Source organism: Paenibacillus arenosi (assembly GCF_014841135.1).
GTDB lineage: Bacteria > Bacillota > Bacilli > Paenibacillales > Paenibacillaceae > Paenibacillus_B > Paenibacillus_B arenosi.
In genome coordinates, this window is the sequence record NZ_JACYTN010000026.1 from 1 (window position 1) to 12,244 (window position 12,244).

Genomic DNA, 12,244 nt, shown 5'->3' on the forward strand with positions numbered 1-12,244 from the left:
CATCCCGAACACGAACGTTAAGTCCTCCAGCGCCGATGGTACTTGGACCGCAGGGTCCTGGGAGAGTAGGACGTTGCCAAGCAAACACAGCCCACTGATGATTCCATCGGTGGGTTTTGTTTTGTATTTTTCTTTAAAATGAACGTGTTTTTGCCTATTTATAATATAATCCTATTCTTTGTTATGGGATATCAGATTACTATAAGTGTTTATATGTAGTTGTAGTGTAAATAAAAAGAGCCATTAGTAGTGATAATCTACTAATGGCTCTTTGATTGCTTACTAATGATTAGCTAGGTGCTTTTTATGCTTTGTAAATAGAGAACTCCTGTGTTCCAAGTTTAATAAGCTTATCATCGGAGATGTTAAGGGCTATTATGGAAGCAAACCAGCGTGGTCCTAAGAACCAAATGTGCCAGAATAGGAATTGTATAGTAAATCCTATTGGAAGCCAAATACTCATTACCCCTATAATTAAAGCCCCGATAAGAGTTATATATAGGAGTACCTTCATCCAGTAGTGAAAGCCCACATATTGTTTCTCATATGGTAAGAACCCGATCCAAGGCAGTTTGAATTGGAAACCCCAACGCTTGCGATAATGGTATCGATTAATAACGAATAAGGAACGTGGTATGACATAATGGATCCAAAATAATACGAGCCAAGCGAGCCCCCCATATGTGAGACCAATAATTCCTTCAGCCCATAATGCCGCCATCCACGCAGCGAATCCAAGTAAAATATAGACTCTGTTTACCCAAGGTCCATATCTGATTTTTCGCAGCAGCTTGTAGTGATAAAAGGTTCTTTCTTGCGGTGGCTGCATGGAATCACTCCTTTCACGCGGAGATTTAGAACAAGTATTATATCGGTTCTTTGACTGCTAGAATGAAGATATAGACTCAAATATCAGTTATCAGCTTAGTACAAACACCATTTGCCCATGATGAGCATAGGATGCAGCTAAGGAAGCGCGGATAACTATTTGAAAATAGGCTATGAAACTGTTTAATTTTCTATTAATCGGGGCAAGCTAGTATTATTGAAAATATGTAAAGGTGGGATGGTCATGGATCGCCAGTCGGAATCTTGCTGCATGATTTGCGGGGAAATGAAATCGGAAGGCATTGTCGTTGTCCATCAGTTTATATGTTCGAGTTGTGAACAAGAAATTGTTCGTACAGATGTTAAAGATGAGAAATATCCTATTTTTATTGATCGGATGAGGAAATTATGGTTGCAGCTTCAAGCCTAATCATTTGTCGTGGAAGGCTAAAAAGGTTTGCTGTTTAATACTTACTTAGGCTAATTAAGATGTTTGTGAAGAGCCCTGATGGGCTCTTTTTCGTTTGTGTTTATTACTTCTTATTCCTTACTCCTTGCTACAGTAGGGAGATAGGGTACAATGGATGTAATGAGCCTGAGAATATTTCATAGCTATGTTAACAAAGGGGAAACTATGGGTAACAGTAATTCTTATGATCGCCTCCCACTTGTAGAGGCGCTGCTTCGATATGAAGGCCAGGCGCACGTTTCCATGCACGTGCCGGGCCATAAAGATGGGGCGGCCTATGTAACAGCCGCCGAATTAGAAGACGATAGCGAAAGGGCTGAGTTGTACCGACGCTATGCGGCACTGTTAAGGCAGGACGTGACGGAAGTAGACGGCACGGATGACCTACATCAGGCGACAGGGCCTATCCGTGAGGCTCAGGAGCTTGCTGCCGCTTGCTTTGGTGCGGAGGCAACGCATTTCCTTGTAGGGGGCAGCACAGCCGGTAATGTGGCGGCCCTATTGACTTGCTGCACGAAGCGGGGGGATATCGTACTTGTGCAGCGGAACGTGCACAAGTCTATTATTAACGGCTTGAAGCTGGCAGGAGCGCAGGCTGTATTTCTAAGCCCGCGACATGATCGCGCTAGCGGTTTGCTCACAGCTCCATCCGTTGATACGGTGGAGGCAGGGCTGACACAATATCCGCAAGCGAAAGCTGTATTTCTCTGCAGCCCGAATTATTACGGGCTGGGCGTCGATGTGCAAGCTGTGGCAGAGATAGTACATCGCCATGGTGTGCCATTACTTATTGATGAAGCTCATGGTGCACATTATGGGATGCATCCAGACTTACCTCTGTCGGCTCTTCAGGCAGGAGCCGATCTTGTTGTGCAATCCACGCATAAGATGCTACTTGGAATGACGATGAGCGCGATGCTGCATGTACAAGGGGCACGTATAAATCGTGAGCGATTGCAGCGTAAGCTTGCTATGGTTCAAAGCTCAAGTCCATCGTACCCATTAATGGCTTCACTGGATATGAGTCGTCATTGGATCCAAACAAAGGGTCAGGATGCATTTACAACAGGGTTGGCAGCAGTAAATACTGTACGTAAACAGCTGTGTGAGCTGGAGTCATTTGATACTATAAATCTTTCTATGAACAGCTCCACATCCTACGAATCCCAAGATCCTTTTAAACTTGTAATTCAAGATAGGACAGGGCAGATGACGGGGTATGAGCTGCTTGAACAGTTGACTGTGCATGGTATTGTTGCGGAAATGGCCGATATAAAATACGTAGTTCTGTTATTTACATTAGCTAGTTCGCAAGCAGATGCTGAAAAAATAATGGCAGTACTTTGTGCACTCGATGATTATTTGCAAAGCCGCAGCCATAGCATGGTTATGTCTGAGTCAACGAGTAATCTAGGGTCAGTAACAAATGATAATCATCCTTTAATAGAGATGAATCACTATAATCAAGGTGTATCTGAGCCGGTTTTGTTCTCTATTTTTGAGGAGGACAAGCCTTCTTATAAGGTAAGCCTAGAACAGTCTATAGGTAAGCAATCGGCTGAATCAGTTATTCCATACCCACCTGGTATTCCACTTCTTTACGCAGGTGAGCGTATTACAAAGGCACATATCGATGAGCTTGGCAAATTAGCTCTAGCGGGTGCCAAATGCCAAGATGTAAGTGATCCGCAGCTTAGAAGCCTTATTGTTTATGTTGATGATGCCAACTAGAGAATAGAGGGTAGCAAATAGGGAATAGGAACCGCACTGGGTAATGTGCATATGATATAAAAGGAGTAGTTTGCAATGGTTAAACGAGGATTATTTATTACGCTAGAAGGCGGCGAAGGGGCAGGTAAATCGACAGCAATTCGATTGCTGCAGGAGCAGCTAGAACAATTAGGTCAATCTGTCGTTGTTACTCGTGAGCCAGGGGGTATACACATTGCTGAGCGGATTCGTGAAGTGATTCTAGATAAAGAACATACAGCAATGGATGCTCGTACCGAAGCTTTGCTCTACGCAGCAGCTCGTCGTCAGCACTTGGTTGAGAAGGTTAAGCCTGCGTTGGATACAGGAGCAGTTGTGCTATGCGATCGTTTCGTAGACAGCAGCTTGGCCTATCAAGGCCATGCAAGAGGACTTGGCGTTGATGCTGTGTGGGAGATTAATCGATTTGCCATACATGATTTAATGCCGGATATTACATTTTGGCTGGATATTGATCCTGTTGCTGGGCTTGCACGAATTGCCGCAAATGCAGATCGTGAAGTAAATCGCCTAGATCAGGAGGGTTTCTCATTCCATGAACAGGTACGGGCAGGCTATCAACTTTTAGCTGAAAAATACCCAGAGCGGATCGTTCGCATAGACGCATCAGCAGAACCGCAGTCGATTGTTGCACAAATGTTAGATATTTTGCGTGTGCGAACAAGGAATTAAGGTTAATAACGTCTAATAAGTTCATGAGGCAGATATCGGTACAGCATGTGGAGTATATGACCTATATAAGGTAAATGCCCACCTGCAACTTATCTAGCTTATGCCTCTTATGATAAAATATAAGGAGGATGACGGCATGAAGTTAATAGTCGCGGTTATTCAGGATAAAGACAGCAATCGACTCAGTCGAGCTCTTGTCAAAGAAGGTTTTCGTGCAACCAAGTTGGCAAGCACTGGCGGATTTCTCCGTTCAGGCAACACGACGTTTATGATTGGTGTTGAAGATGAACAAATTGAAGCGGCGCTGCATGTCATCCGTTCGAACTGCAAAGTTCGGGATCAGCTGGTTACTCCGGTTACGCCAATGAGTGGTGCAACCGATTCTTATATGCCTATGCCTGTTGAAGTACAGGTTGGTGGAGCAACGGTGTTCGTCCTCCCTGTGGAGCGGTTCGAGCATTTTTAAGGCGGTGAGATAAGTGAAAATCAATCCAGGTTTCCGTCCATTCGGTAAAGATATTCGTATGGGTGAGTCAACTCCAAAGCCAGTTGCCAGCAAGTCATTCTCTGATATGATGCAGCAGCAGGATGGAAATGCATCAAGAGATGAGCTGCAGCAGCGGCTGCAAGATATTTATCGCCAGGGAGAGCGCCTAGGCAAGTCCATGACAGTACGTGAGCTGCGAATGTACCGTACGATGGTAAAACGGTTCTTAGAAGATACAGTTCGGCGTGGAATTGGTATTCGTGAGGTAACGGGCTGGGATCGTCGTGGTCGCAGCAAGAGGTATAAGATTATTGAAGAGATTGATACAGCATTGCTGGAGATGGCGGAGCAATTATTGCAAACAGAAGAAGGTAAGATGCAGCTCTTGAATAAAGTTGGCGAGATCCGTGGAATGCTAATTAATCTTTCGTTTTAGACAACTTTAACGAGTGGCGGAGTCTTTTATGCAGCAGTAAGGTATGGAAAGGAAACAGCATATGTCTTTTGAAACGATTCTTGGTCAGGAAAGGGCCAAGAAAATTGTTCAGCATGGGCTGCGTGCCGACAAGGTATCCCATGCTTATTTATTTAGTGGACCTATCGGTACAGGACGCAAGTTGTTCGCTCAGACGTTTGCTAAGGCACTATTTTGTGAGCGTCTACAGGATGATTGTTGTGATTCCTGTTTGTCATGTCGTAAGATCGATCATGGTAATCATCCAGATGTACATGTTATAGCGCCAGAAGGCCAGTCGATCAAAATTGATCAGATTCGTGAGCTTCAGCGAGAATTATCTTATCGTACTCAGGCAACGGGACGAAAAGTTTATATTATGGAACATGCAGATAAAATGACAGTTCAGGCCGCTAACAGTCTGTTAAAGTTTCTGGAGGAGCCTACAAGCCCTACTGTAGCCATTCTAATCACTGAAAATGGACAAGCTATGCTGCCTACCATCATTTCACGCTCACAGTCGGTACCTTTTACGCCACAGGCACCACAAATGATGCTTCAGCGCTTAGTGGAGGAAGGTTATCCGGCTGCATTGGCACGAACATCTGTGCATTTGGTAAATGGATTGGATGCGGGCAGGGAATTATGCCAACAGAATTGGTTTGCAGAATTAAGAAACGTAATGTTACAATTAGGAAAGGAGTGCACATCTAAGCTAGGTACTGCACTTCTTATTGCACAACAGAAAGTATTCAAGACGGAACTTGCTGAGCACGCGGACATGCTCTTTGACTTGTTCCATCTTTGGTTTCGAGATATGCTAAATTACCAATTGAACCGACAAGACCATCTCATCTTCTCTGACCAAGTCGATACCATTAGCAAGATTGCATGGACCAAGTCGACTCAAGAATGGGTTCATGTGATGGATTCGGCAGCAGAGGCACAGAAGCGATTACGTGCAAACGTCAATCCGCAGCTGGTGTTTGAGCAGTTCCTGGTGGGTATGCAAGGAGGTACGTAATTGTATAATGTGGTCGGCGTCCGTTTTAAGCGAGCGGGCAAAATCTACTATTTCGACCCGGTTGAATGGCCGGTCCTGAAGGATCAGCATGTTATCGTCGAAACGGCGCGCGGCATCGAGTACGGCAAAGTAGTGATCGGTCCGAAGACGGTCGGCGAGAACGATGTGGTACTTCCACTGAAGAAAGTCATTCGTATTGCAACGGATACAGATGGTGAACTTGTTGATTCCAACCGAAAAGCAGCAAAAGATGCGTTCGGTATTTGTATGGAAAAGATTAAGACCCATCAGTTAAAAATGAAGCTGGTGGATGTAGAATATACGTTTGATCGTAACAAGATCATCTTTTACTTTACAGCTGAGGGCCGTGTTGATTTTCGGGAACTTGTTAAAGATTTAGCAAGTGTGTTCCGCACCCGAATTGAATTGAGACAGATTGGTGTTCGAGATGAGGCAAAGATGCTAGGTGGTATCGGTCCATGCGGGCGCGTATTGTGCTGCTCGTCGTGGCTTGGCGACTTTGAACCGGTTTCTATTAAAATGGCAAAAGACCAGAACTTATCGTTGAATCCTACTAAAATATCCGGTCTCTGCGGTCGACTCATGTGCTGCTTAAAGTATGAGCATGATAATTATGAAAGTGCAAAAGAAGAACTGCCAACGGTAGGCAAACTTGTTGTCACTTCCTTAGGGGATGGCAAAGTTGTTGGAATGAACGCAAGCGAACGCAAAGTGCACGTTCAGTTGTTTGAAATCGGCAAAGTAAAAGAACTATTGTTCGACGATGTTGTCGTGAAGTAACGATGATGAACTACGCATAGTGCTCTGGGGTGGGAACTTGGAGAAGAAAGATATTTTCGCACAAATACATGATTTGGAGACAAAGATGGGCAGTGTTCATGAAGAGCTTGGCTCATTGAAGTTGATTGTGAAAGAGCTTCTAGAAGAGAATCAACGTCTTCTTATGGAAAATGAGCAGCTTCGCAAAGTGCTGCAGCATGATCATCATGATTCTGAGCAAGCCTTGAAAGGCTCACAGCAATCTGTCCCTTCTACAGTCGATAATCCTCAGTTAGATGAACTGACAAAGGATAATGTTGTCGGTGAAGGTTACGATAACTTGGCAAGATTGTATTATGAAGGCTTCCATATTTGCAATGTATATTACGGTCACTTGCGGACAGAGGGCGACTGTTTGTTCTGCCTTTCTTTCCTCAACAAATAAACAATGCCGTAGGTAAAGGAACATGGCGTTCCTCAGCCTACGGTTTTTGTGTATTGATAGGCATGTAAGTATAGAACACTTATTTATGAAGGAGAAGCGCAATACAAATGACTGAAGATTCCGTTATGTTGGAGCCGTCTGAACGGCTTGATTATTTACTAACCCATGATATGCGTATTATTCAAAGTGATGAAGTATTTAGCTTCTCAATAGATGCAGTACTTTTGGCTCGCTTTGTTTCTGTTCCTCCACGTGGCAGAGTACTTGATCTTTGTACAGGCAATGGAGTAATTCCGCTACTGCTTTCAACCAGAACATCAGCTCATATTGGTGGTATCGAGATTCAACCGCGTCTTGCGAATATGGCTCAACGAAGTGTTCAACTTAATGGTCTGGAGTCTCGTATTGAGATTAAGCAAGGAGACTTGAAGGAGTTAATGCCTGAAGGTGACAAGTCTTATTATGATTGTATAACGGTGAATCCACCTTATATGCCACTTACAACAGGTGAACCCAAGGAGAATGTCTACAAAGCGATGGCTCGACATGAAATTGGATGCACGCTTGAGGATGTTGTTGCTTGTGCAGCAAGATTGCTGCAAACAGGTGGTAAGTTGGCCATGGTGCATCGACCAGCTCGTCTAACGGATATATTGGACCTGCTACGTCGTTATCGACTAGAGCCCAAGCGTATTCGTTTTGTACACTCTCGTATAGATACAGAAGCAAATATGGTACTTGTGGAAGCGATTCGCAACGGCAAGCCCGATGTTCGTTTGCTACCGCCATTGATCGTATATACTGATAAAAACGAGTATGTTGAAGAACTAAACGATATTTACTATGGCAGACGTAGTGAATTGAGGAATGGTGATCATGAATAATAATTGCACAATTCAAAATAGTTACGCATCGTCGGACAGGAAGCAAGGAGAGTTATATTTAGTTGCTACCCCTATAGGCAACCTGGAGGATATGACATATCGTGCTGTACGTATGCTGCAGGAAGCGGATTTGATCGCTGCAGAGGATACACGTGAAACGAGAAAGCTACTTTCTCACTTTGATATTCAAGGAAAGACTTTATATAGCTATCATGAACATAATAAGGATGCAAGTGGGCCAGAGTTAGTGAGGTTGATGCAAGAAGGACGCAAGTTGGCACTTGTTAGTGATGCAGGTCTTCCAGCCATTTCAGACCCTGGTGCAGATCTTGTACGCCTTGCTATTGAAGCGGGATTGCCTGTTGTCCCTATTCCAGGTGCAAATGCTGCCCTTAGTGCGTTAATTGCATCTGGATTGCCTACGGATCGCTTTACGTTTGTCGGATTTCTTCCACGCGATAAGAAACGTCAGGAGGAAATCCTGCAGTCCGTTCAACGTGATACAAGTACTTTGCTTTTCTATGAATCTCCTCATCGCATTGTGAAGACGCTTGAACGTATGATTGAACAGCTAGGTGATCGTGAAGTAGTAGTTGCCAGAGAGCTTACCAAGCGATATGAGCAGTTTGTAAGAGGAACAATTAGTTCCTGCTTGCGTCAGTTTGAAGAAGTAGCTCCAATAGGAGAATGCTGTATCGTTGTGCAGGGTGCCGTGGGTCAATGGGAACTTCCACCCGAACAATCGACATGGTGGGCATCTTTGTCCGTAGCTGAGCATGTAGCGCGCTACGAAGAAGAGCAGGGAGCAACGCACAAAGAAGCGATGAAGCTTGCAGCTAAGGATCGTGGGGTTTCCAGACGTGATATTTATCAGCAGTTATTGTCTGGAGAAGAGGCAGAGTAACAGACAAGGGTATAAGTTGATGATGGGACAAGGACATATTCCATTATCATAAAATGAAAAATAATATATTTGTGAACAAATTGTGAACAATGAGTGGAAATGCTAAAAAGTTTTAGAGAGAGGTACTTTTTCACAGATTTTCATTATGATCAGGGTTCATGTAACGTCTTAAAGATGGGTTCAATTCTTCCAATTTGCAAAAAAAAGACGCCTTCACGGTGGGTTCAATACCGTGAAGGCGCAAGGAAGATATGAAAAAGGTTAGAATTAACATATGTGATGAAACTATTATAACCTATTTTTTTTATTTTGTCACAGGTTGCGGGATATCAGAGATACACTCGTGACAAACAATCTTACCTTTGAAGTATGTAACTTTTTCTGCATTACCGCAGAAGATGCACGCAGGCTCATATTTCTTAAGCATGATGCGCTCACCATCTACATAGATTTCTAGCGCGTCTTTCTCACCGATTCCCAATGTCCGGCGTAGTTCAATTGGAATGACAACACGACCGAGTTCGTCGACTTTACGGACGATACCTGTTGACTTCATCATGAATCATCGCTCTCCTCTTTTAGAAACACATAATAGTGTCATTATTCGACAAATTTTGATGTTCTGTGCTTTATATCGTACCAACCATTCCCATATTAGTCAACATGCAAAATGATAGGTTCTTGTGTTAATTTATGGTTTTTATCATATTTTTAAGTTATTGAACAGGTTAAAACAAGTCTATGAATTGAAATATCAGGAAATAAGAGGCTTAATAGCGCGAAAAATCAGGAACTTAAAGAATAATATGACAATTTTATCGTAACGTCAACATTTATATGAGATTGTCGAATCTAGGCGCCAAATTACACAAGGAATCCCTAATTTGCACAAAGGAGGAACACGCCAGTATGCATTCTTTATTATCAGAAGAAAAAGTATTTAAAGATCCGATTCATAATTATGTTCATGTACAAGATCAAGCCATCTGGGATCTTATTAATACGAAGGAGTTTCAAAGATTACGGCGGATACGTCAATTAGGGACGTCGTATTTTACTTTTCATGGAGCTGAGCATAGTCGGTTCTCTCATTCACTAGGTGTATATGAAATTACAAGACGCATTATATCTCAGTTTGAGCGTCAAAACTACGAGGATTGGTCCAAGGAAGAGAGACTAGTAACGTTGTGTGCGGCATTATTGCACGATGTTGGTCATGGTCCATTCTCGCATTCCATTGAAGAAGCATTTGATGTTCATCATGAGGACTGGACATGCCGTATTTTACTTGAAAATACAGAAGTTCATCAGGTGTTAGAACAGGTTGAGAAAGGGTTCTCAAAACGAGTTGCTTCTATTATATGCAAAACTTACCCAAATCCTATTGTAGTTGATCTTGTAACAGGCCCACTAGATGCCGATCGTATGGATTATTTACTGCGCGATGCGTATTATACAGGTGTTCATTATGGTACGTTTGATTTGGATCGAATATTACGGGTATTACGACCATATAAAGGCAGAGTAGTCGTAAAAGAAAGCGGTATGCATGCGGTTGAACATTATTTAATGTCACGCTACCAGATGTACTGGCAAGTGTACTTCCACCCTGTCACACGGAGCTCAGAACTTATGCTGCGCCTAATATTCCAGCGGGCTACAGAGCTATATCGATCAGGATATCGTTTTAAATATTTTTTACCACCTCTTGATTCGTTATTTGAAGGAACACTTAACGCACAACAATACGTACAGCTTGATGAGGCATTTGTACAAACGATGTTCACACAGTGGATGTCAGAAGAAGATGAACGCTTGGCAGAACTCAGTCAGCGATTTATGGAACGTAAGCTATACAAGTACGTGGAGCTTGATGAAATGAAAGAGTCATACAAGACGCTTCTTCGTGAGCAATGGGAGCGAGTTGGCTTGGATCCAGCCTATGACCTATGGTTTGATTATCCTACTGATATGCCGTATGATGTGTATCGCTCGGGTGAAGTTCCTTCTCAGCAGCATATATTGCTGTTGGATCGTCAGTATGAGCTGGTGGAGTTGTCAAAGCGATCTGATATTGTACATTCGATTAGCGGCTTAAGAAGAGGCAAGGCTTATATTTATTACCCAGTAGACAAGCTGATGCGTGTAAGAGACAGGCTGTCTGAAGAAGCGAGACAGTTGTTGCGACTTGATCGACACGTAAAATAAATACCCATTGTTCATCATGAAGAAACACAACGTAAAGGAGATTGTTCATGTTATTTGATACACATACTCATTTAGATAATGAAAAATTTAATGAAGATCGCCATGAGGTAATCACTCGTGCTTATGAGCAGGGTGTAACTCGTATGGTCAATATCGGATTCAATCGGGAGACGATTCCAACGACTATGGAGTTGGCCGAACAATATCCATTTATTTATGCAGCTGTTGGTTGGCATCCGGTTGATGCAATTGATATGAAGCCTGAAGATATCGATTGGATTGCAAAGCTGACTGAACATGAAAAGGTTGTGGCTATTGGAGAAATTGGCTTAGACTACTACTGGGATACGTCCCCGAAAGAGGTTCAACAGCGTGTATTCCGTCAGCAAATCGGGCTAGCACGTGAATTAAAACTACCTATTATTATTCATAACCGTGACGCGCATGAGGATGTTGTGCGTATACTAAAAGAAGAGAAGGCACATGAAGTTGGTGGCATTATGCATGCATTCTCTGGTAGCTGGGAAACGGCCAAGCAGTGCTTGGACATGAACTTTTATATTTCCTTTGGAGGACCAGTAACCTTTAAAAATGCTAAGCAGCCAAAAGAAGTGCTAAAACAAGTTCCAAATGATCGTTTATTAGTGGAAACAGATGCGCCTTATTTAACCCCCCATCCATTCCGTGGGAAAAGAAATGAATCCGCTTATGTTCGTTATGTAGCAGAAGTGGCTGCTGAGATAAAAAGTATGGAATTTGAAGAAATTTGCAAAATAACGACGGCCAATGCTCTAACATGTTTTGACATGTGATGAAAATCGATGAAAACAGTATGAAAAAAAGTTCTATGGCAAGAGATAAGTGGATTTCTTCAACAAAAAGCCGAATTGTTACTTTTTTTTAATCAATTTTAACGAAAAACGGAATTGCGGGGAACTTTACAACTTTGTCATAAAAACGTTATGATGCTCACAGATGTTTGAATCAACTTGAATAATATTCCAACTAACCAGTATCGCTGAGTCTCCAGTTATGGAGAGCGGGGGAACCAAAAGCTTGATGCGAGTGCCACGCATCGGTAGGATTGATTCCTTGGGGTGAATTGTGAATGGCCGAGCCATGAGCCGGGCATTTGCTTAGGGCGACTCTCATAGCCCGAACCCGACAGCTAACCTCGCAAGCGTTTGGAGAGAGGTCGCTCTTCTGAGTCCCTAAACGGTTATGTTTCGTTTAGGTCACCTATGAAGCCGTCACAGAGACACCTCTTGAGACAGGCTTCTTTTGTTATTTACGCCTCAAAAGCTTGCATAATAGTTACA

14 protein-coding genes, 1 rRNA gene and 1 riboswitch are annotated in these 12,244 nt (G+C 43.0%); of the genes, 13 read left to right on the plus strand and 2 right to left on the minus strand.

Going from position 1 to position 12,244, the window contains the following annotated elements; genetic code table 11:
- Window positions 1-82, plus strand: a 5S ribosomal RNA gene (gene rrf, locus IFO66_RS20415); the annotation flags it as partial.
- A 222-nt stretch (window positions 83-304) separates the two neighbouring features.
- Here rrf and IFO66_RS20420 read toward each other — a convergent pair.
- Window positions 305-829 (minus strand): hypothetical protein, encoded by a 525-nt coding sequence (locus tag IFO66_RS20420; protein ID WP_192026900.1) that lies wholly within the window; start codon window positions 827-829, stop codon window positions 305-307.
- A gap of 243 nt (window positions 830-1,072) precedes the next feature.
- Between IFO66_RS20420 and IFO66_RS20425 the strand changes: the two genes are divergently transcribed.
- From IFO66_RS20425 to rsmI, 10 genes are all read left to right on the plus strand, one after another.
- On the plus strand, window positions 1,073-1,258 hold the full coding sequence (locus IFO66_RS20425) for a sigma factor G inhibitor Gin (protein WP_192026901.1): 186 nt from the start codon (window positions 1,073-1,075) through the stop codon (window positions 1,256-1,258).
- A gap of 204 nt (window positions 1,259-1,462) precedes the next feature.
- Complete coding sequence (locus IFO66_RS20430) at window positions 1,463-3,028, plus strand: aminotransferase class I/II-fold pyridoxal phosphate-dependent enzyme (RefSeq protein ID WP_192026902.1); 1,566 nt, start codon at window positions 1,463-1,465, stop codon at window positions 3,026-3,028.
- 75 nt (window positions 3,029-3,103) lie between these two features.
- A complete protein-coding gene (gene tmk, locus IFO66_RS20435; protein WP_192026903.1) occupies window positions 3,104-3,739 on the plus strand; it encodes a dTMP kinase in 636 nt (211 codons plus the stop codon).
- 136 nt (window positions 3,740-3,875) lie between these two features.
- On the plus strand, window positions 3,876-4,205 hold the full coding sequence (locus IFO66_RS20440; RefSeq protein WP_028595224.1) for a cyclic-di-AMP receptor: 330 nt from the start codon (window positions 3,876-3,878) through the stop codon (window positions 4,203-4,205).
- Between the two features lie 13 nt (window positions 4,206-4,218).
- A complete protein-coding gene (locus IFO66_RS20445; RefSeq protein ID WP_192026904.1) occupies window positions 4,219-4,662 on the plus strand; it encodes a DUF327 family protein in 444 nt (147 codons plus the stop codon).
- A gap of 61 nt (window positions 4,663-4,723) precedes the next feature.
- A complete protein-coding gene (holB, locus tag IFO66_RS20450; protein WP_192026905.1) occupies window positions 4,724-5,704 on the plus strand; it encodes a DNA polymerase III subunit delta' in 981 nt (326 codons plus the stop codon).
- Window positions 5,705-6,505, plus strand: coding sequence for a PSP1 domain-containing protein (locus IFO66_RS20455; protein WP_028595221.1), 801 nt, complete (start codon window positions 5,705-5,707; stop codon window positions 6,503-6,505).
- 37 nt (window positions 6,506-6,542) lie between these two features.
- Complete coding sequence (locus IFO66_RS20460) at window positions 6,543-6,929, plus strand: initiation-control protein YabA (protein WP_192026906.1); 387 nt, start codon at window positions 6,543-6,545, stop codon at window positions 6,927-6,929.
- Window positions 6,930-7,036: 107 nt separating this feature from the next.
- Complete coding sequence (locus IFO66_RS20465) at window positions 7,037-7,813, plus strand: tRNA1(Val) (adenine(37)-N6)-methyltransferase (protein WP_192026907.1); 777 nt, start codon at window positions 7,037-7,039, stop codon at window positions 7,811-7,813.
- Complete coding sequence (gene rsmI, locus IFO66_RS20470) at window positions 7,806-8,717, plus strand: 16S rRNA (cytidine(1402)-2'-O)-methyltransferase (RefSeq protein ID WP_192026908.1); 912 nt, start codon at window positions 7,806-7,808, stop codon at window positions 8,715-8,717. The genes IFO66_RS20465 and rsmI overlap by 8 nt, the downstream gene beginning before the upstream one ends.
- A gap of 304 nt (window positions 8,718-9,021) precedes the next feature.
- Here rsmI and IFO66_RS20475 read toward each other — a convergent pair whose 3' ends face one another.
- Entirely contained in the window at window positions 9,022-9,276 is a 255-nt protein-coding gene (locus tag IFO66_RS20475; RefSeq protein ID WP_028595217.1) for an AbrB/MazE/SpoVT family DNA-binding domain-containing protein, read from the minus strand.
- A 350-nt stretch (window positions 9,277-9,626) separates the two neighbouring features.
- On the opposite strand from IFO66_RS20475, the gene IFO66_RS20480 reads away from it, so the two are divergent.
- Together IFO66_RS20480 and IFO66_RS20485 are read left to right on the plus strand one after the other, a co-directional pair.
- A complete protein-coding gene (locus IFO66_RS20480; protein ID WP_192026909.1) occupies window positions 9,627-10,925 on the plus strand; it encodes an HD domain-containing protein in 1,299 nt (432 codons plus the stop codon).
- 47 nt (window positions 10,926-10,972) lie between these two features.
- The gene (locus tag IFO66_RS20485; protein WP_192026910.1) at window positions 10,973-11,737 is read left to right on the plus strand and encodes a TatD family hydrolase; all 765 of its coding nucleotides are present in this window, start codon (window positions 10,973-10,975) and stop codon (window positions 11,735-11,737) included.
- 194 nt (window positions 11,738-11,931) lie between these two features.
- Window positions 11,932-12,124: riboswitch (cyclic di-AMP (ydaO/yuaA leader) on the plus strand.
- Window positions 12,125-12,244: the final 120 nt, after the last annotated feature.

Coding starts and splice junctions, on each gene's coding strand:
- IFO66_RS20420 (WP_192026900.1), bottom strand. CDS start 829: ATGCAGCCACCGCAAGAAAGAACCTTTTATCACTACAAGCTGCTGCGA.
- IFO66_RS20425 (WP_192026901.1), top strand. CDS start 1,073: ATGGATCGCCAGTCGGAATCTTGCTGCATGATTTGCGGGGAAATGAAA.
- IFO66_RS20430 (WP_192026902.1), top strand. CDS start 1,463: ATGGGTAACAGTAATTCTTATGATCGCCTCCCACTTGTAGAGGCGCTG.
- tmk (WP_192026903.1), top strand. CDS start 3,104: ATGGTTAAACGAGGATTATTTATTACGCTAGAAGGCGGCGAAGGGGCA.
- IFO66_RS20440 (WP_028595224.1), top strand. CDS start 3,876: ATGAAGTTAATAGTCGCGGTTATTCAGGATAAAGACAGCAATCGACTC.
- holB (WP_192026905.1), top strand. CDS start 4,724: ATGTCTTTTGAAACGATTCTTGGTCAGGAAAGGGCCAAGAAAATTGTT.
- IFO66_RS20465 (WP_192026907.1), top strand. CDS start 7,037: ATGACTGAAGATTCCGTTATGTTGGAGCCGTCTGAACGGCTTGATTAT.
- rsmI (WP_192026908.1), top strand. CDS start 7,806: ATGAATAATAATTGCACAATTCAAAATAGTTACGCATCGTCGGACAGG.
- IFO66_RS20475 (WP_028595217.1), bottom strand. CDS start 9,276: ATGATGAAGTCAACAGGTATCGTCCGTAAAGTCGACGAACTCGGTCGT.
- IFO66_RS20480 (WP_192026909.1), top strand. CDS start 9,627: ATGCATTCTTTATTATCAGAAGAAAAAGTATTTAAAGATCCGATTCAT.
- IFO66_RS20485 (WP_192026910.1), top strand. CDS start 10,973: ATGTTATTTGATACACATACTCATTTAGATAATGAAAAATTTAATGAA.